Source organism: Desulfoferula mesophila, assembly GCF_037076455.1.
GTDB classification, from domain to species: domain Bacteria; phylum Desulfobacterota; class Desulfarculia; order Desulfarculales; family Desulfarculaceae; genus Desulfoferula; species Desulfoferula mesophila.
The window spans coordinates 2,296,670-2,315,600 of record NZ_AP028679.1; the positions used below are offsets into that span (position 1 = coordinate 2,296,670).

Consider the following 18,931-nt stretch of genomic DNA (forward strand, 5'->3'; position numbering starts at 1 on the left):
CGTTAACCCGCAGACTGTCGCCACACAAACCGGTGGCCAACTCGGGCCACCGGTTAATAAACGGTTTATTAATTATCAAGCGGGTTAGCATCGGGGCAGGCTATCGCAAACGGGATTCAACATCGAACGCTATGTCAATAAACACATAACCGCCGCCCAGGAGTCACCCATGCGTTTCATACGGATTCGGCGCAAAGGCAACCTCGAGCGTTACTTGGCCGGCACCAAACGCCAGGCCTTGGAGCGGCCGCGCGGTTTTTCCAGGGTGAAGGAAGCGCCTTCGTCGGCACCGGTCAACTCGCCGAAATCAGTGATGGTAAGACGTCCGGTGTTGGTGACCTTATATATGACGGCCTGGGCCTTTTCCTTTTTGCGCACCTCTTGCTTGATGTCACCCGCTTCGACCATGGCCTGCTTCAACTGCTGGGCGAATTCAATCGCCGTCATGTCGCGGCTGGCGCCCTTGACGCCTTTAGTTTGAAAATTGCCACGTATCTCTTGTTCGGATACGCCGCCTTTGACCATCTTGAGCAACTTAGCCCGGTCACTTTCATTCCATCGAGAAGTACGCGCCACGTCCATTCTCCTTTTTTTAAATTTGTAGTTTGTCGAACAACTCTTAGATTGAATGATTATATATACAGTCTATTTTCCAGTTTCGTCAAGTTGTAATCTTTGTTCATGTGATGTCTTTATCACGCAATTATTCTGGGGGAATCCATTTTTTTATATGCAAGCGTTCATTGGCAACCTATATGATTTTGCGATCAAAGAGTTCACTCGGTTGCGCATTAATTAAGCATTTAATAATGCAAAGCACATATTATCCATAAGTTGCCAAGCATGCGACTTTGCTTTAGACTCTCACGACACATTTCTGCAAAAACCAACTCAAACCGCTAATAGCACTGGTTTTATTTGTTTTTGCCGGGAGTTGCTTTCCCTTAAAGAGGTATGAAATGGGCCCCGCCTGGATAATCGCCTTGGCCATGATTTTTGACGCCGAGATCGGTGACCCGCCTGCCTGGCCTCATTTGGTTCGTTACATGGGTCTCGCCATCTCCCGCCTGGAAGGGGTTTTGCGCTCCCCGGCTTCTACCCCTTTTGGGCTGCGTTTGGCCGGCGTGGCTTTGGTTTTGTTGGTGGTGGGGGGATTCTCCTTTACCACCTGGCTGGCGCTGTACCTGTTAGAGGCCATTACCCCTCTTTTAGCCTGGCTCATGGCCCTGGTGATGTGCTGGCAGTGCCTTTCCGCCGGTCAATTGTGGCGGGAGGCCAACGTGGTGCTGAGGGCGCTTGAAAGGGACCTGGGTGAGGCCCGAAACCGTCTATCCATGATCGTGGGCCGCGAGACCCGAAACCTTGACGAACAGGGAGTGCGCCGGGCGGTGGTGGAGACCGTGGCTGAAAACTTCAACGACGGGGTGGTGGCCCCCTTGTTTTACATGGCTCTTTTGGGTCCCGTGGGGGCGGTGGCCTACAAGGCGGTGAACACCCTGGACTCCATGGTGGGTTACCGCGATGAGCGCTATCTCCATCTGGGCTGGGCCGCGGCCCGCCTGGACGATTTGGCCGGTTGGCTGCCCGCCCGCCTTAGCGCCCTGCTCCTGGCGGCGGCCGCCCCCTTGCTGGGGCTCGGCGCCTCCGAGGCCTGGCGCATCGCCCGCAGGGACCACGCGGCCCACAAAAGCCCCAACTCGGCCTGGCCCGAGGCGGCCATGGCCGGGGCCCTGGGCGTGCGCCTGGGAGGCCCCAACCACTATCACGGCGTGTTGGTGGACAAGCCGTGGATCAACCCCGGCGGCGGACCCACCGGGGAAGCCCAGGCCCGCCAATGCGTGCAGTTGATGCAGCTGGCCAGCGTTTTGGCCGCCGGGGGGGCGGTTTTCCTGGCCTGGGGCCTGGGCTGGTGGCTGTGATCTAGCCCGCGGCGCGGCGGGCGGTCAAGGTTATTTCCGGCGGATTAAGGATGGTCTTTTTCACATGGCACATGCCCGCCGCCCTGACCACCGCCTTTTCGTACTTAACGGGGAACTCCGGAGGCAGGATTATCTCCATCTCGATGGCTTTGTCTTCCTTGCCGTCCTCAGAGGTTATCAGGCGCTCAACCAGGCTGACCCCCTCGGTGGGAATATCGCGGGTCCGGCAAAACTCCAGCACGTAAAAAGCGGCACAGGTGGCCAGGGAAGCCAGGAACAGCTCAAAAGGCGATGGGGCGGTCCCCTCACCCCCGTAGCTGACGGGCTGGTCGGTCTTAACTTCAAAGCCGTCCCAGCGCGCGGTGACCTTTTGATCATCACCCAAGCTGACCTTCATCTCCACCATGTATCTTCTTCCTTTCAGTGCTTGGTCGTCCAGAGGGCGCGCAAGCCGTACAATTATCGTGTTGTCTATAATTGTTAACAGAAAATGGCAGTTTTTAAATATTTGGGGCCCGAGGCTTTGCCTGGGCGCTCAACGCGTGGTAACTATTAGCCGAATCATGCCTTAGCGGGAGTAAAGCGTGACCCAACCCAGGTCATACAGTATGGGGCAACGCCTGCAGTTCTGGTTGGTTTCGCATATCGCGGCCATGCTGGTGCGCCTGGTCTTCTGCACCTGCCGGGTGAAAATCCTGCGCAACGACCTGGTGGAAAAGTATTTCAACCAGGGCCGTTCCGGCATCGGCGTAACCTGGCACCGGGGAGCCATTTTTTCCCTGTACTATTTCGGCAGGATACATCCGGCAGTGATGATCAGCCGTTCAAAGGACGGCGAATACCTGGCCCGCTATCTCAAAATCATGGGCGGCGTGCCGGTACGGGGCTCCTCCAGCCGGGGCGGCCTGGCCGCGCTCAAGGAGATGGCCCAATACCTCTTGGAGGGCCCCGCCCGCTACGCCGCCACCGTGGCCGATGGGCCCAGGGGGCCACGCTACGTGGCCAAAAAAGGGATGATTTCCCTGGCCGCCCGGACCGGCCTGCCCCTTTTGCCCCTGATGTGGTCCGCCAAGCGGGTTTGGGTGCTCAAAAACACTTGGGACCGCACCATGATCCCCAAGCCTTTCGCCACGATCTACTTCAGCGCGGGCCGGGAGTTCCGCTACCCGCCGGACATCAAAGGCGAGGCGATGGAGGCGGCCCTGCGGGAGTTGCAGGACGAGCTCAACCGCGTCAAGGACGAGCTGGACGCCATCTCGGGATACCAGGATCCCGCCTGAGCCGACCAGCGCCGGCTTGGCGTTGCCGTATAGGTCAGACTGCGCTAGGATGGCATCAGTTGGGAGATATTTTTGAGTAAGCGAGCACCTAGGAAAAGACGCAGCCCTTCTCGCGGCGCCCCCCGGCGCCCTCGCCCCCCTCAGAGCGAAAACAGGCCCTACAACCCGCGGGTGGACCCCAGGCTCCGGCAGGTGTTGGCCGACGTTGGGGTGCCCGAGGACGCGCCCTTTAAGCCCGACCCCTTCCAGGTGGAAGCGGTGGAGCTTTTGGCTGAGCAGGACGTGGTGGTCAGCGCCCCCACCGGCTCGGGCAAAACCTGGATCGCCGAGCAGGCCATCGCCCGCACCCTGGCCCAGGGGCAACGGGCCTGGTACGCCAGCCCCCTCAAGGCGTTGTCCAACGCCAAGCTGGCCGAGTTCGGCCAGATCTTCGGCCCCGAGAACGTGGGCATCCTCACCGGCGACCGCAAGGAAAACCTGGGCGCGCCGCTCATCGTGGGCACCACCGAGATACTGCGCAACCAGCTCTACGACGCCATGCACCGGGGCAACGACCTGGACGCCGGGCTGGTGGTGCTGGACGAGGCCCATTTTCTGGGCGACCCGGACCGGGGCGTTGTGTGGGAAGAAGTCATCATCTACCTGCCGGTCAGGGTGCGTCTGCTGCTGTTGTCGGCCACGGTGGCCAACGCGGCCCAGATATCCCGCTGGCTCAACTTCGTGCGTGACGAACCCTGCGCCACGGTGCTGAGCCGGCAAAGGCCGGTGCCCCTGTATCCCCTATTCCTTTCCCCCGATGGCGAGCTGACCCAGCTCAAGACCAAACGGGGCTTGTCGGCCAAGGTGCGCCACTTCCTGGAGAGCAATGGTAAGCAGGGCTCCCGTTGGCAGGGCAGCCACATCCCCCCGGTGGGCAACGTCCTGCGCTCCCTGGAGCAGGCGAACCTGCTGCCCGCCATATTTTTCTTGAAGTCGCGTTCCGATTGCGACGCCGCCCTGGACTTCACCGCCTCGGTCAGCCTGGAATACGACGCGGAGCGCGCCGAGCGTCTGAACCGCGAAATAGACGCCTGGCTGGAGTGGTACCCCTTCCTGGAGGGTCAGGTCCAGATAGAACAGATCCGCAAGGTGCAGGTGGCCAGCCACCACGCCGGGCACCTCCCCCTGGGTAAGCTGTTGGTGGAGCGGCTCATGCAAAAGGGCCTGCTCAAGGCCATTTTCAGCACCTCCACCGTGGCCGCGGGGGTGAACTTCCCGGCCCGCACCGTGGTCATCACCCAGAGCGACCGCTTCAACGGACGGGAGTTCGTGGAACTGGGGGCCACGGAACTGTTGCAAATGACCGGGCGGGCGGGGCGGCGGGGCATGGACAACATAGGATTCGCCTGCGTGGTGCCCGGTCCCTTCAACGACGTGGCCCTCACTGCCACCCTGCTGGACTCTGAGCCCGAACCCATAGAGAGCCAGCTGTCCATCAACTTTTCCATGGTGCTCAACCTGCTATTGTCCCAGCGTCCGGCCGAGGTAAAGCAGCTCCTGGGCATGTCCCTGGCCACCTTCCAACGATTGGAGCGCACCGAGGGCAAGCCGCGCACCAAGGCCGGCCCCCAAAAGGTGCTCAAGGCCCTGGCCGCCGCGCTGTCCGGCTCCTTGTGCCCCGGACCCGAGGAGGCGGTGGTGCGTCGCCGCCGGAGGCGTCAGTTGGAGCGGCTGCGGGCTCGCTTGGCCAAGGAAAGCGAATCCACGGGAAGCGGCTTGTGGGGAGCTCTGACCCGCGGGCGGGTGCTGATGGACATGTACGGCTCGGCCTGGTCGGTGTTGCGCCGAGAAGAGAGCCCCGAGGGCCGGGGGGTCTTGCTCGTGAGCCTGGAGAGGGAACGACGCCTCAGCAAGGGGCATCCCCGCCTGGAGTTCGTCCCCCTGGAAGAGATCGCCGGCGTTTTCATGGAAGAGCTCAACCTGCCCCAGACGGGTGGCGGCCGAGCCCTGGCCGAAGCCGTGTTGAAGCAGGCGCCCCGCCGCCCCACGCCGCTGGGCGCGCCCCAGATCGAGCGCCTGGCCGCCAAGGAAGCCAATGAACTGCGTGAGCGCCTAGGAGAGGTGGTGAGCGAGCAAGAGGCCCTGGTGTGCGCCTCCTGTCCCTCCCACGAGGACTGTCTGCACAGCAAGAAGACCCTGGGAGGCCTGTTGGACCAAGCCGAGGATCAGTTGGCCGAGGTGGCCGACCAAAGCCACGCCTTTTGGTATGACTTCGTGCGTCATTTGGAGTTCCTGCGCAGCGAAGGATTCGCCGATCCTCAGGGCCGCCTGACGCCCGACGGGCTGTGGGCCAGCCAACTGCGCCTGGACCAGCCGGTGCTCATCGCCCAGGCCATCCGCCAACAGGCCCTGCCCCGGCAAGACCCGGTGCTTTTGGCGGCCATTTTGGCCTTGTTCGTGGATGAGCGCGAGCCTGATTTTTCTCCCCGCCTGGACCGCCGTCTGCGTCTGGCCCTGGCCGGGCTGCGCCAGGCCATTGATCCCATGATCGAGCGCTTGAGCCAATGGGGCTTTGCCACTCCGGTTTTGCCCTACCGGGCCTCCGCCGCCATCTATGCCTGGTGCCAACTTAAGGATTTCGACCAGGTGGTGGAGATCTACGGCGGGGCCGAGGGGGATATCGCCCAGCTCATTTACCGCACCGCCGACAATCTGCGCCAACTCATAAGCTTGCAGGAGACCCACCCCCACCTGGCCGCCACGGCCCGCGACGCGGTGGAACTTCTTCTGCGGCCGCCGGTGGTGGTGCCCACCTAGACCGCGCCTGGCCGAGGCGGTGTTGCACATTTCAATACGCGGCGCGCCAGCTTCGTGGCCGGCGTTCCTGCGCCTTCTCCCTCCGGCTCCGCGTGTAGCCCCGCCCCACGATAGCCAAGCCTGGAGCAAAACGATTTATGAATTAAATTTAAGCCGTTTAACCATGAGACAACTGGTTTTTCCCCTTGGGGGGACAGCCAACCGTCCCGCGCCGCGAAACCCATGCCAGGCTCCCGCCCTGCCGTTGCAATTTTCAATGCTCACATTGCGGCGCAAATGCCATCGAACGAGGCTTCCCGGCTTTGGAATCGGTTTAGCATGAACAGGCGAGGCTGGCGTCCCTACCAACTAACCCGCTTATTTTTTAATACCCTCCCCCACTTGACTCGCCAGTCCGCCCACGAATCTGTCTCCCCCGTTGCGGCTTGTGTACAGCTTGTGCCGGATAAATGCGCATAAGGGTGTCGTTGCATTTTACAACAAAGGTGACGCCGATCTTGTTACTTTTTTCTTTAAGTCTGGCCGCGACCTGTGCTAATAAAGCTTGAGCGAGTAGCCATCCGCTGCGGGAGCAAGCGGGCTCCTTCCGCAGCCGAGGGTGCAACACAATGTTTTAACGCCTGTTTTTAAATCCCGCGCCCTTTCGCTTAGGCGATTTGGAGGGGAGGACGCTACCTAATGTCGCATGATCACGACTCGCATGGCGGCTCCGATGGCAGCATGAAGGGCCGCATTCTGTGGCTCAGCGTCGGCGTGGCCATTTTTTTATTGATAGGTTTCGCGCTGCCCACCCCTGACAGCGTCGTACAAGTTGTAGAGAAGTACGGCTTCGCCCAGAAGATGATCTCCTGGCATGTCGCCCACGACCTGCAGGACGCGGCGCACAAGACCATGGTGGTGTTGGGTATCATCCCCATGGCCGTCATCTTTTTCGCCACCGAGGCCATCCCCATCGGCCTCACCGGCATCCTCATGCCCCTGTTGGCCTACTTCCTCCACCTGCTGCCCATGAAGTCCATCGGCAAGTCCTTTGCCGGTGACGCGCCCATGTTCCTTTTGGGGGTGTTGGCCATGGGCGTGGCCGTGGTGGACGTGGGGCTGCACAAGCGCCTGGCGGCCTGGCTCTTGGGTTGGACCAAGGGCTTTTATCTGCCGGTGTTCGTGCTGTGCATCTCCATGGCCGTGGTGGGCAGCTTTATCTCGGCCCACGCCATGTGCGCCTTCATGACCCCGGTGATGATGGCGGTCTACTATGGCTCGGTGGCGGCCAACAGCAAGGGAGGCCGGGTGCTCCATGAGCCGGCCCTGGCCAAGTTCTTGTTGTTCTCCCTGTGTTTCGCCCTGAACGTGGGCGGCGTGGGCAGCCCGGCGGCCGGCGGCCGCAACGTCATCATGATGGGCTTCTGGTCCGAGTACAAGGTGCCCATGGACTTCTTCACCTGGATGACCTACGGCCTGCCCATAGTGCCCATCATGGGCTTCCTGGTGGCCGTGTACATGATCTTCTTGTTCGGGCGCCAGATCAAGACCAAGGACCTTACCCCGGGCCTGGCGGCCATCAAGGAAGAGACCCGCAAGATGGGCAAGATGACCTACTCGGAGTACGTCACCTTCGGCATGCTCCTTTTGATTCTTGCCTTGTGGATCTTCGGCGGTGAGGAAATGGGCCTGGGCGGCCCGGCCCTGCTGGCCCTGTTGATCCCGGTGATCTTCCGCACCACCGAGTGGCGCAAGATACTCAATGGCATCTCCTGGGACGCCTGGTTCATGTACTGCGGCGCGCTCACCCTGGGCGCGTTGCTCAAGGAATCCGGCGCTGCCATGTGGCTGGCCCAGACCTTCCTGGAGGCCTTGAGTTCCGTGGGCATGTCCAAGGGCTTCGGCCTGTGGGTGGGCATGAGCGGCCTGTCCGGCCTGATGACCAACTTCATGTCCGACGCGGGCACCACCGCCCTTTTGGGCCCCATCGCCATCCCCATGGGTCTGATGACCGGGGTGCAGGGCGAGCCCTGGGCCGTGGGCCTGGCCGTGGCCTTTGCCACCAGCTTCGCCCACTTCCTCATCGTGGGCACGCCCAACAACGCCATCGTCTATGGCCTGGGCGTATACCCCGACACCGGCGAGCGGGTCATCCACCCGGTGGACTTTTTGAAGTACGGCTTCGTGCTTTGGGTGATCTGCATGCTGGTGGTCTGGATCATCGGCTTCCTGGTCATCTACAACCTGGTCGGCTTCCCGGATTACATTCTGGAAACCGCCACCAAGGCCATGCAGGCCGGCACCGTCAAGTAGGTTGCCTAATGAAACTGGGAATGCGACCCTGAAGATGATGGACCAATCCTCACCGGCCGAACCCGCGCGGGTCGCGGCCGGTGAGGATGAGCCTAAAAAAGAGGGCTGATATGAAGAGCAAGAGTGTCAAGGAAACCATGGTGCCGCTGGAGGAATACGCCACCGTAAACCAATCGGCCACCTTGTTCGAGGCGGTACAGGCCCTGGAAAGATCCTGGCAAAAGGGCCGCGCTTCCAAATTCAAGCACCGCGCGGTGCTGGTCTTGGATGATAAAGGCTATGTGGTGGGCAAGGTATCCCATTGGGACTTGTTGCAGGCCATGGAGCCCAAGTACCGCAAAATCGCCGACTTCGACCGGCTGACCCACTTCGGGCTCAATCCCGCTTTCATGAAGTCCATGGTGGACAAGGAAATGCTCTGGGACGATCCCTGGGATCTGCTGTGCGCCCGCGCCTCCAACATCCTGGTTGAAAACGCCATGCGGCCCTTGTCCGAGGACGATTTCATAGACGAGGAGTCCACCCTGGCTCACGCCACCCACATTCTGGTCATGGGACGCAAGCTTTCGGTGCTGGTGCGCCGGGGCGACAAGGTGGTGGGCGTGCTCAGAATCGTGGACGTGTGCGACAACATCTGCGAAATGATCAAGAGCTGCTCCATAGGCTAGCTCTCGACCGAAAAAAAGCAGGGAGGGCCCATGGCCCTCCCTTTCTTGTTGCCAATAAATCTCGTTAGAAAATCGCTTCGGCGAATCCCTCGGCCTCGAAGGGTCTCAGGTCTTCCATGCCCTCGCCCAGGCCCACGAAACAGATGGGCAGCTTCATCTCCCCGGAGATGGCCACCACCACCCCGCCCTTGGCCGTGCCGTCCAGCTTGGTCAAGATGAGGCCGGTGAGCGGCACCACCTGGTTGAACAGCTTGGCCTGTTGCAGGGCGTTCTGCCCGGTGGTGGCATCCACCACCAGAATCACCTCATGGGGGGCGCCGGGCAGCTTTTTGCCCAGCACCCGGTGGATCTTCTTGAGCTCCTCCATGAGGTTTACCTTGGTGTGCAGGCGCCCGGCGGTGTCGATGAGCACCAGGTCGTGCCCCCGGGTGACGGCCGCCTCCACCGCGTCGTAGGCCACGGCCGAGGGGTCGGCCCCTTCCTGGCCGCCCACGATGTCGCAACCCACCCGCTCGCACCAGATGGTGAGCTGCTCGTTGGCCGCCGCCCGGAAGGTGTCGCCCGCGGCCAAGAGCACCGAGCGGCCCTGCCGCTGGAAAAAATTGGCCAGCTTGCCGATGCTGGTGGTCTTGCCCACCCCGTTGACCCCCACCACCATGATCACGTGGGGATTGTTGTCGCGCTCCGGGGCGGGGGGCACCTCGGAGAGCACCTCGGTGATGCCCTTGGCCAGGGCCTTTTTCAGGGCCTCGGCGTCGTCCAGCTCCTTGCGGGCCACTTTGCCCCTGAGCTGCTCGATGAGCTTCAGGCTGGTCTGCACCCCCAGGTCGGCGGTGACCAGCACCTCCTCCAACTCGTCCAGGGTGTCTTCATCGATCTTCTTGCCCAGGGTGATGCGGTCGATGGAGCCGCCGATCTTGTCCTTGGTCTTCTTGAGCCGCTGGCCCAGGCGCCCCCACAGGCCGCGCTTGGGCTCCCCCTCGGGTGGCTCCGGCGCCTCGGTCTCGGCCTTGGGCTCCGCCGGGGCATCCGGTTCGGCCGGCTCCTCGGGCTTTGGCTCCTCTTCCGGCTCGGCCGGGGCTTCAGGGGCCTGGGGCGCGGCCCCCGCCTCCTGGACCGGTTCGGGCTCATGTGGCGGCTGCTCCTGAGCCTCGCTGGTCTCCGGGAGCTGCTCCGCGGTGGCTTCAGCCGCTACCGCCTCTGCTTCGCCTTGGGGCGCGGCTGGCGTTTCCGAGGGCTGCTCCTCCGGGGAAGCGGCCTGCTCCTGGGCTTGAGGTTGTCCCTCCTGCTCCTGGGGCGTCTTTTTCTTTTTGAAGCGCTTAAAAAAAGCCATGGCTTCCGATCAGGCTGGTGGTGAAAAAGCTCCGGGCAGGCCCCAAGGCCCGCCCGGCAAATCTAATAAGCCCTGTCCATGGCGTCAAGGGCGTAACGCTTTGTCCATATTCAGCGCTCTAGTATACGCCTGGCGTTGCTTCCATAACCGCCGGCCTAGGCGGCCAGGGACTCGCCCTGCTCCAGGGAAACCCGGAGCAGCTTGCTCACCCCCTTGTGCTCCATGGTCACCCCGTAGATGGTGTTGACCAACTCCATGCTGGCGCGGCTATGGGTGATCATGAGGATCTGCGAGCGCCGGGAGAGCTGCTGCAGCAGGTCCAGGAAGCGGCCGTTGTTGGCCTCGTCCAGGGGCGCGTCCACCTCGTCCAGGATGCAGAAGGGCGCGGGGCGGATGAGGAACAGGGCGAACAGCACCGCCACCGCGCTCATGGCCTTTTCCCCGCCGCTGAGGGCGTCCAGGTTCTTGAGCTTCTTGCCGGGCAGCTCCACCATCAAGTGCAGGCCCGCGTCCAGGGGGTCGGTGCCATCTTCCAGGGCCAGCTCGGCCTTGCCGCCGCCGAACAACACCTTGAACACCCCGTCCAGGCGCTGGTTGACCAGCTCCAGGGTCTCCAGGAAGCGCCCGCGCGTGGTCTTGTTGATCTTGCGGATGGCCGCGCGCAGGTCCTCCAGCGAGGCCTCCAGGTCGGCCTTTTGGGTGGTGAGGAACTCGTGGCGCTCGGCCAGGGCGGCGTGTTCGCTGATAGCCTCCAGGTTCACCGGGCCCAGGTTGTTCAGACGCTTGCGCAGCTTTTCCAGTTTGCGCTTGCCGCCCTCCAGATCAAAGGCCCCCTCGGGCAGGTGCTCCTGGTAATGGGCGGCCATCTCCACCCGGCAGCGCTCCATGACCTGCTCGGCCACCTGCTCCCGCTTGAGCTCCAGTTCGCGCAGCTTCCAGGCCAGCTCCTGCCCCGCGCTCTCGGCCTGCTTCAACTCGACCCGGGCCCGCTTGAGCTCGCCTTCCAACTGGGCGGTGCGGCCCTGGGCGTGGCCCAGCACCTCCTGGGCCCGCTTCAGGCCGGTTTCCTGGCGGTCCAGTTCGGAATACAGCCCGCCCAGTCCCTCCTGCTCGTGGCCCCGGCGCTCCTCGCAGCTCTTGAGCTGCGCCTGGGCCTGTTCCAGTTCCCTCCCCAGGGCCAGAACCCGGGCGCTGGCCCGGTCCATCTCCTGTTGCAGGCGCTGGGCTTCGCGCTGGGCCTGCTGGGTCTGGCTGCCCAGGCTGGCGGCGGCCAGCTTGGCCTCGCCTTCCAGGTGGCGAGCCTCTTCCAGGGCCTGGCGGGCCTCCTGCAGCATGGCCCGGGCCTGCTCCAGCTCCGCCTCCAACTCCTGGTCGCGGCCCTGCAACTGGCCGCCCTGTTCATCCAGGGTGGCCATCTCCCGGCTCAGGTGCTCGAACTCGCTCTCGGTCTCTTCGTTTTCAAAGTCCAGGGCCTGCAAGCGGCGCTGGGCTCCCTGGCTTTCCTGCTCGGCCCGGGCCAGGTCGCGCTCCCGCTGGGCCAGCTCCTGCTGGCGGAGCTGCTGCTCTTCACCGAGCATATCGCGCTCCTGCTCGGCCTGGGCCATGGCCGCCTCGGCGGCGCGGCGCTTGGCCGCGGCGGCCTGCTCGGCCTCCTGGGCCTGGGCCAGCTGCGCCCGCTTGCCTTGCAACTCGTTGCGCCGGGCCAGAATGGAGGCGTCGCCGCCCTGCCCCTGGCCCACGGTGCCCAGGCCGGGCCGGTCCAGGCGCTGGCCGCCGGGGCTGACCACCACCTGGCCGGGGGCCAGGGAGCGCCCGGAGTTCCAGGCGGCTTCCAGGTCCGGGCACCAGCCCGCCCCGGCCAGCAGGTGGGCCAGGGACTCGTAGCCTGCCTGGGGCCGCGCCACTCCGGACAGGGCCTGCGCGCCGGAGGGGGTCTCACAGCCTTGCGAGGCCAAGTCGTCCAGGGCCACCACCCTAAGACGTCCCAGGCCCTTTTCCCCGCTCCAGGCGGCCAGCGCCAGGGCCTCCCGGCCGCTCTGCACGATCACCGCCTGCAGGTCCGGCCCCAGCACGCCCTCCACCAGGTCTTCGCGCCCCGGCTCCACGTTTAGCTTCTCGGCCACCACCCCCTTGAGGGCCACGGGCAATTCGCCCGCCTGGTGGGCCTTGAGCAGCTTGCGCACCCCGGCCCCGGCCCACTGGTGGGATTCCAGGCTGAGCGCCAAGGCGCTCACCGAGGCGTCCAGCTGGTGGCGACGACGGGTGGCCTCGGTCTCCTCCCGGCGCAGGGCGCTGAGTTCCTCGCCCAGTTCCTTGAGCCGGGCCCGGGCCTGGGCCAGACCCTGGGCGGCCTCCTCCTGGGCCATGCGCAGGCTCTCCACCTCGCCGCGCACCTGCTCCAGGTTTTGGCCGGACTCTAGCTCCTGTTCCATCATCTGGCGGCGCTGCTCCTGCTGTTGCAGACGGCGGCGCTCCAGGTCCTGGCGGCGGCGCTCCAGATCGCCCTGGCGGTTCTTGATCTGGCTGAGGCGGCTCATGGCGTCCACCAGCTCGGCCTTGGCCAGGTCCACCGCTTCCTCGGAGGCGTTCAAGGCCTCCTGGCAGCGGGCCACCTCCTGGGAGGCCTCGCCCACGGCCAGGTCGCTCTGGCGGCTGCGGCCCTCGGCCTCGGCCAACACGCGCCGGGCCCGGTTCAGCTCGTTCTGGTTGGTGACCAGGCCGGCCTTGAGCTCCACCCGCTCCTCTTCCAAACGCTGGGATTGGCGCTTGAGGTTCTCGGCCTCGCGGCCCAGGAGGATCAGCTCGTTTTCCGCCTTTTGGATGGCCCCCTGGGCCTCCAGGCGGCGCGCCCCGGAGTCGCGGATCTCCTCCTCGGCCTCCAGCAGCTCCAGCCGGGCGGTTTCCAGGTCGGTCTCCAGGGCAGCCAGGCGCTGGTTGGCCAGCTCCAGGCTGGTGCCCGCCGCGTCGGCCTCGGCCCGCACCTGGGAGATTTCCTGGTTGTAGTGGCGATATTCAAAGCTGGAGACATTGAGATCCAGCGCACGGATCTCTTCGCGCAGGGTCTTGTGCACCTGGGCTTTTTTGGCCTGGCGTTTGAGACGCTCCATCTGGGTGGAGACCTCGGCCAGGATGTCCTGCAAGCGGGCCAGGTTGTCCCTAGTGCCCTCCATCTTGCGCAGGCTGACCTTCTTCTGGTTTTTGAAGCGGGTGATGCCCGCCGCTTCCTCCACCCACAGGCGGCGCTCAATGGGCTTGGCCTCGATAAAGGCGGCCACCCGGCCCTGCTCGATGATGGCGTAGGCCCGGTTGCCCAGGCCGGTGTCCATGAGCACCTGCTGTATGTCCTTGAGACGGCAGGGCATCTTGTTAATGCGGTACTCGCTGTCGCCGTTGCGGTACAAACGGCGGGTGACCATGATCTCGCTCAGCCCAGCGTAGGGTTCGGCGGTGACGCTGCCGTCGTTTTCAAACACCACGTTGACTTCGGCCAGGCCCGCGGGCTTGCGGCCGTCGGCCCCGTTGAAGATCACGTCTTCCATGCTTTGGCCGCGCAACTGGCGGGCGGATTGCTCGCCCAAGGCCCAGCGCACGGCGTCCACCACGTTGGACTTGCCGCATCCATTGGGACCCACCACCGCGCACAGACCTTCGGGAAAGTCCATGATGGTGCGGTCGGCAAAGGACTTGAAGCCAATGATGTCCAAACGGCGAACCTTCATGGTCACCCCAAGCTAGTGTTCACTCGAAATTAACAAAAACAGGGCCTCTAGTCAACCCACTCCACAATATTGAGTGGGTTGACCAAAGTGTTACAACAAGATGTAGGGGTAAGAGATTTTTCGGAAATCAGCCCGGGTGCACTAGGAGGTCCGGATCATTTTTTCGCCTTGGCCGAATGGGCCAGCAGGATTCCCGCCATGGCCGCCGCCAGGGGGCCGCGCATCTGGCCCCGGGGCAGCCAAACCTGCTCGTCGCCCAGCACCCGCACCTGGCCGATTTCGCCCTGATCGTTCAGGAATTTGTACACCTTGGGAGGCGAGCCGCCCATCTCCTCCACCGAGGTGGTGGCCTTGGCGTGGATGCGTATGGTCACCGCCTCCTGGTCGCTCAGGGCGCCGGCCGCGTTGGGGTCCCGGTTGGCGTCGCGCCATTTGGAAGGCAACCGGTAGACGGACATGAGCCAGGTCTTGCCTCCCGCGGGCGGGGTCAGGATGCAGGCCAGGGCGTTGCGGCCGGTGGGCTGCAAGATAAAGGCGTCAGCGCCTGGATTGCTGAGGTTCAAATCCATGCCGCCGGCCTCGTTGCCCAGGGCGCAGCGGCAGCGCCAATCGCCCTGCGGGCCGCTGAAGATGAAACTGACCGCCTGGTTCATGACCAAGCCCCGCATGCCCACAAATTTCCAGTCGGATTGCACCGGCTTTTCGGCCTGGATGCCGTGGGCCCGGTAATCGCCGAACACGATGTCGCCCTTCCAGTTAAAGCCGTCCGGCCGCTGCACCTGCAAGGAGCCGCCCGGCTCCACATAGGCGGGCGTAGAGCCCGTGGAGGAGGCGCCGCAGGCCAGGGACAAAAGCAGCGCCAAGGCCGCCAGGCCGCCCACTGCGATATTGCAAGTCTTGGGGGAACCGATTTTGAACATAACCACTTCCTTGCGTCTACTTGCGATTTTGATGGTGCTGGAGCAACAGGGCCGCGGAGGCGGCGGCCATGGCTCCCTGGTCGGGCGAATCGGGCAGCCACAACAGACCCGGATCGATCACCTGCACCGCCCCCACCGGACCCATGAGCGGCCCGTCCACGCGGAACACGTAACCGGTGGTTTGCCCCGAGGGGGAGTCCTCCCCTTCCAGCCTGTTTGTGCCCCGAACGGCTATGGTTAGCTTGGGGCCCTGCAAGACACCCCGCATGGGGGAGCCGGTCTCTTGGCCCGAGGCCAGGGCCAAGCGCCACAAGATGCCCTGGGGCGAGCGCAGGGAGCAGGCCAGGCTCCCCGAGGGCTTGGCTGGCCAATCGGGCTTGGCCGGACCGGCCATGGCCCCCAACACCTCGGGGCTAACCCTGGCGGCGCAATTGCAATGCCAGGCTTCGCCGCCTTTTGACGTGGCGACCTGGTATTCAAAGGGCTGCCAGGCCTGATCCGTGTCGCGGCCCAGGAAGGCCCAGGCCTTCCCGTCGCTCCATCCCTGCCGGAAGCCCTGCGCGGTGTATGGTCCAAAAGAGAAAGGGTCTTGCCACCCGGCGCCCAGGCTCTGCTCCACCTGCCAGGCCGGCATCACGCTGGCCAGCTCTGTTGGGGCGGCCATGCGGGCCGAGCCGCCGCAGGCACTGAGCGTAGCGGCGAGCAGCAGGAAAAAGCCCGGGATCAACCAGCGGCGCGACATGCAAGACTCCTTTTGGCCATAGATCAACGGGTGGTTTGATTTTGCCACGAAAGCCGAGGGGCTGAAAGCCTCTTGTGCGCTCCGGGGGCCTAAAGGCCTTAAGCGCGGCGCGGGATGCCCCCGCCCCAGGCCCTAAAAAGCGAGGCGCGGAGGGGTGATCCCCGCCGCGCCTCGTACACGGACAAGCTGATGCCTAGGATAGCTGCAAATACTCGAAGCGGGCAAAGCGGTTGAACAGGCTGCCCATGAGATTGAGCAGGGCCAGGCGGTTGCGCCGAGTGGCCTCGTCTTCCACCATGACCATCACGTCGTCAAAAAACTTGTCGATGGGGTCCTTGAGGGCGGAGACCCTAGCCAGGAATCCCTGATAATCACCCGCCGCGAACAGCTCGGCCGCTTCGGCCTGCAGCTCGCTGAAGGCGCGGAACAAGGCCTTTTCCGCCTCCTCGCTCATCACCGCCTCGTCGGGCGCCTCGGCGGGCACCTGGGCCGCCTCCTTCTTGAGGATGTTCATCACCCGCTTGAGACCCACGGCCAGGGTGGCGAACTCCGGGGTGTCCTTGGCCTGGGCCAGGGCCTGGGCCCGGGCGGCGGTGTCCTTTAGGTCGTCCAGCCCGGCGGCCAGTACCGCCTGGGATACGTCGGTGGGCACCCCCTGGTCGGCCAGGATGCCGGACAGGCGAGCCGCGAAAAAGGCGGTCACCTCCTCGGCCACCGCTTCGGCCGGACCGGAGAGCCAGGGCCGCAGGCCCACCAGGGCCTGGCCCAGCAAACGGCCCAGGGACAGGCTGAGGTCCTTTTCAATGATCAGGCGGATAACCGCGATGGCCGCCCGGCGCAGGGCAAAGGGATCGGCCGCGCCCGAGGGCTTCTCATCGGCCGCGAACAGGCCGCAGATGCTGTCCAGCCGATCGGCGATGCCCACCAGCACCCCGGTCATCTCCCGGGGCAGGGGCGAGTCGGCCCCGGCCGGGAGGTAGTGCCCGGCAATGCCCGCGGCCACGGCCGGGGGCTCGCCGTCGCGGGTGGCGTACTCGCTGCCCACCACCCCCTGCAGGGTGGGGAACTCGCCCACCATCTCGGTGACCAGGTCGCACTTGGCCAGACGGGCGGTGCGCTCCACCTGGGCCTTTTCCTCGGCCCCCAGGCCCAGCTCGTCGGCCAGGAACCCGGCCAGGGCGCTGAAGCGCTCTACCTTGTCATAGCTGGTGCCCAGCTTGGCGTGGTAGGTGACCTGCTTCAGGTCCTCCAAGTAGTCGACGAGGGGCTGCTTGCGGTCCTCGGTGAGGAAGAAGCGGGCGTCGGCCAAACGGGCCCGCAGCACCTTCTGATGCCCGGCGGTGACCACGGCCGTGTCCTTGGGCTGGGTGTTGTTCACCGCGATGAAGTTGGGCAGCAGCTTGCCGTCGGCGTCCTCCAGGGCGAAGTAGCGCTGGTGCTCGCGCATGGCGCTGATGATCACCGCCCGGGGGACCTCCAGGAACTCGCGGTCAAAGGTGCCGCAGCAGGCGGCGGCCCACTCCACCAGGTCGGTGTTTTCCTGCATCAGGGGCTCGTCGGGCACCAGGCGGCCGCCCGCCTGAGCCGCGGCGGCCTCCACCTCGCCGCGCACCTTGGCCTGGCGCTCGCCGCGCTCGGCCAAAACGTAGGCCGCCCGCAGCTTGTTCAGGTAGTCGCCCGCCCCGCTTATCTCGATGGCGGCCGGAGCCAGGAAACGATGCCCCTTGGTGGTGTTGCCGCTGGCGATGCCCGCCAGCTCGAAGGGGATCACCGCGCCGTCCAACAGGGCCAGGAACCAGTGGATGGGCCGGGCATAGCGGAAGGACTGGCTGCCCCAGCGCATGGTCTTGGGGAAATGCAGGCTCTCCACCAGGCGGGGCAGCAACTCGGCCAACACCTGGTCGGTGGGACGGCCGGGGATGCGCTTGATCACCCCCAGGCGCTCGCCCTTGTCGGTGTCGAACTTTTGCAGCTCCTCCAGCTCCACGCCCTGGCTCTTGGCAAATCCCAGGGCCGCTTTGGTGGGCTTGCCCTCAGCGTCATAGGCCGCCTTGAGCGGCGGGCCCAGGGCCTGCTCTTCCTTGTCCTCCTGACGCTCCTTGAGCCCGCGCACCAGCAGGGCCAGACGGCGGGGAGTGCCGAAGGAGAGCACCTCGGCCCCCTCTTCCAGCAGACCCTGGCGCTCCAGCTCGTCGCGCCCCTTGGCCAAGACCTGCTCCATGGCCGGGGCCACGAAGCGGGCGGGCATTTCCTCGCACCCGATCTCGAAGATAAGCTCGGCCATCACGCGGCCTCCTTGCCCTTGAGCAAGGGATGGCCCATGGCATCCCGCTGGGCGGTGTAGTTCTCGGCCACGGTGCGGGCCATGCCGCGCACCCTGGCGATAAAGGTGGTGCGCTGGGTCACGCTGATGGCTCCCCGCGCCTCCAACAGATTGAACACGTGGCTGCACTTGAGGCAGTAGTCATAGGCGGGCAGCACCAGGTTGGCGGCGCTGGCCCGCTGGGACTCGGCCTCGTAGAGGTCGAACAGCTTGAAGAGCATGGCCGTGTCGGCCACCTCGAAGTTATAGGTGGAGTGCTCCCACTCGCCCTTGTGGTGCACGTCGCCGTAGGACAAGGTCTCGTTCCAGGCCAGGTCGTAGACGTTGTCCACCTGCTGGAGGTACATGGCGATGCGCTCCAGGCCGTAGGTCAGCTCCACGCTGATGGGGCTCAGGTCGATGGAGCCCGCCTGCTGGAAATAGGTGAACTGGGTGATCTCCATGCCGTCCAGCCACACCTCCCAGCCCAGACCCCAGGCGCCCAGGGTGGGCGACTCCCAGTCGTCCTCCACGAAGCGGATGTCGTGCTCCAGGGGATCGATGCCAAAGGCCTGCAAGGAGTCCAGGTAGAGCTGCTGCACCTCCAGGGGCGAGGGCTTGAGGATCACCTGGTACTGATAGTAGTGCTGCAGGCGGTTGGGGTTCTCGCCGTAGCGGCCGTCCGTCGGGCGGCGGCTGGGCTCCACGTAGGCCACCTTCCAGGGCTCGGGGCCCAGCACCCGGAGCAGGGTGTGGGGGTTGAAGGTTCCTGCCCCCACCTCCAGGTCGTAGGGCTGGCCGATGATGCAGCCCTGATCGGCCCAGTAGCGCTGCAAGGCCAAAATCAGCTCTTGAAAAGTCTTTACCGCCGGCGCGGACATGGCAAGGTATCTCCCGGTTATTCGCTGCGATAAGGGCCGGTTATGACGGCCGGTTGAAAATATGCATGCTATCACCGGC

Annotated in this window: 13 protein-coding genes; 5 read left to right on the forward strand and 8 right to left on the reverse strand. The window is 64.4% G+C overall.

What is annotated here, in order from left to right; genetic code table 11:
- Positions 1-210 precede the first annotated feature (210 nt).
- Positions 211-576, reverse strand: a complete 366-nt coding sequence (locus AACH32_RS10290; RefSeq protein ID WP_338598841.1) for a hypothetical protein — start codon at positions 574-576, stop codon at positions 211-213.
- A 383-nt stretch (positions 577-959) separates the two neighbouring features.
- Here AACH32_RS10290 and cbiB point away from each other — a divergent pair, with 383 nt between their 5' ends.
- The gene (gene cbiB, locus AACH32_RS10295) at positions 960-1,919 is read left to right on the forward strand and encodes an adenosylcobinamide-phosphate synthase CbiB (RefSeq protein WP_338598844.1); all 960 of its coding nucleotides are present in this window, start codon (positions 960-962) and stop codon (positions 1,917-1,919) included.
- Position 1,920: 1 nt separating this feature from the next.
- On the opposite strand, the gene AACH32_RS10300 is transcribed toward cbiB, so the two are convergent.
- Positions 1,921-2,325, reverse strand: a complete 405-nt coding sequence (locus AACH32_RS10300; protein ID WP_338598846.1) for an OsmC family protein — start codon at positions 2,323-2,325, stop codon at positions 1,921-1,923.
- A 178-nt stretch (positions 2,326-2,503) separates the two neighbouring features.
- On the opposite strand from AACH32_RS10300, the gene AACH32_RS10305 reads away from it, so the two are divergent.
- The 4 genes from AACH32_RS10305 to AACH32_RS10320 all read left to right on the forward strand — a co-directional run bounded on the left by AACH32_RS10305 (position 2,504) and on the right by AACH32_RS10320 (position 8,955).
- The gene (locus tag AACH32_RS10305; RefSeq protein ID WP_338598848.1) at positions 2,504-3,199 is read left to right on the forward strand and encodes a lysophospholipid acyltransferase family protein; all 696 of its coding nucleotides are present in this window, start codon (positions 2,504-2,506) and stop codon (positions 3,197-3,199) included.
- Between the two features lie 192 nt (positions 3,200-3,391).
- Positions 3,392-5,995 (forward strand): DEAD/DEAH box helicase, encoded by a 2,604-nt coding sequence (locus AACH32_RS10310; protein WP_338598850.1) that lies wholly within the window; start codon positions 3,392-3,394, stop codon positions 5,993-5,995.
- Between the two features lie 678 nt (positions 5,996-6,673).
- Positions 6,674-8,287, forward strand: a complete 1,614-nt coding sequence (locus AACH32_RS10315; RefSeq protein ID WP_338598853.1) for an SLC13 family permease — start codon at positions 6,674-6,676, stop codon at positions 8,285-8,287.
- Positions 8,288-8,397: 110 nt separating this feature from the next.
- The gene (locus AACH32_RS10320; protein ID WP_338598856.1) at positions 8,398-8,955 is read left to right on the forward strand and encodes a CBS domain-containing protein; all 558 of its coding nucleotides are present in this window, start codon (positions 8,398-8,400) and stop codon (positions 8,953-8,955) included.
- 64 nt (positions 8,956-9,019) lie between these two features.
- Here the strand turns inward: AACH32_RS10320 and ftsY are convergent, their stop codons facing one another.
- The 6 genes from ftsY to AACH32_RS10350 all read right to left on the reverse strand — a co-directional run bounded on the left by ftsY (position 9,020) and on the right by AACH32_RS10350 (position 18,852).
- Complete coding sequence (gene ftsY, locus AACH32_RS10325) at positions 9,020-10,288, reverse strand: signal recognition particle-docking protein FtsY (RefSeq protein ID WP_338598859.1); 1,269 nt, start codon at positions 10,286-10,288, stop codon at positions 9,020-9,022.
- A 155-nt stretch (positions 10,289-10,443) separates the two neighbouring features.
- Positions 10,444-14,007, reverse strand: coding sequence for a chromosome segregation protein SMC (gene smc / locus AACH32_RS10330; RefSeq protein WP_338598863.1), 3,564 nt, complete (start codon positions 14,005-14,007; stop codon positions 10,444-10,446).
- Positions 14,008-14,162: 155 nt separating this feature from the next.
- Positions 14,163-14,927, reverse strand: a complete 765-nt coding sequence (locus AACH32_RS10335) for a hypothetical protein (RefSeq protein ID WP_338598865.1) — start codon at positions 14,925-14,927, stop codon at positions 14,163-14,165.
- Positions 14,928-14,943: 16 nt separating this feature from the next.
- Positions 14,944-15,669, reverse strand: coding sequence for a hypothetical protein (locus AACH32_RS10340; RefSeq protein WP_338598867.1), 726 nt, complete (start codon positions 15,667-15,669; stop codon positions 14,944-14,946).
- Positions 15,670-15,862: 193 nt separating this feature from the next.
- Positions 15,863-17,953: a glycine--tRNA ligase subunit beta gene (gene glyS / locus AACH32_RS10345; protein WP_338598870.1), complete on the reverse strand. Its 2,091-nt coding sequence runs from the start codon at positions 17,951-17,953 to the stop codon at positions 15,863-15,865.
- Entirely contained in the window at positions 17,953-18,852 is a 900-nt protein-coding gene (locus AACH32_RS10350) for a glycine--tRNA ligase subunit alpha (protein ID WP_338598872.1), read from the reverse strand. Before AACH32_RS10350 ends, glyS begins: the two co-directional genes overlap by 1 nt.
- Positions 18,853-18,931: the final 79 nt, after the last annotated feature.

What these genes read in the sequence shown, in the direction of transcription:
- ftsY (WP_338598859.1), bottom strand. Translation starts at nt 10,288, where the DNA reads ATGGCTTTTTTTAAGCGCTTCAAAAAGAAAAAGACGCCCCAGGAGCAG.
- AACH32_RS10340 (WP_338598867.1), bottom strand. Translation starts at nt 15,669, where the DNA reads ATGTCGCGCCGCTGGTTGATCCCGGGCTTTTTCCTGCTGCTCGCCGCT.
- AACH32_RS10300 (WP_338598846.1), bottom strand. Translation starts at nt 2,325, where the DNA reads ATGGTGGAGATGAAGGTCAGCTTGGGTGATGATCAAAAGGTCACCGCG.
- AACH32_RS10320 (WP_338598856.1), top strand. Translation starts at nt 8,398, where the DNA reads ATGAAGAGCAAGAGTGTCAAGGAAACCATGGTGCCGCTGGAGGAATAC.
- cbiB (WP_338598844.1), top strand. Translation starts at nt 960, where the DNA reads ATGGGCCCCGCCTGGATAATCGCCTTGGCCATGATTTTTGACGCCGAG.
- smc (WP_338598863.1), bottom strand. Translation starts at nt 14,007, where the DNA reads ATGAAGGTTCGCCGTTTGGACATCATTGGCTTCAAGTCCTTTGCCGAC.
- AACH32_RS10315 (WP_338598853.1), top strand. Translation starts at nt 6,674, where the DNA reads ATGTCGCATGATCACGACTCGCATGGCGGCTCCGATGGCAGCATGAAG.
- AACH32_RS10335 (WP_338598865.1), bottom strand. Translation starts at nt 14,927, where the DNA reads ATGTTCAAAATCGGTTCCCCCAAGACTTGCAATATCGCAGTGGGCGGC.
- AACH32_RS10350 (WP_338598872.1), bottom strand. Translation starts at nt 18,852, where the DNA reads ATGTCCGCGCCGGCGGTAAAGACTTTTCAAGAGCTGATTTTGGCCTTG.
- glyS (WP_338598870.1), bottom strand. Translation starts at nt 17,953, where the DNA reads ATGGCCGAGCTTATCTTCGAGATCGGGTGCGAGGAAATGCCCGCCCGC.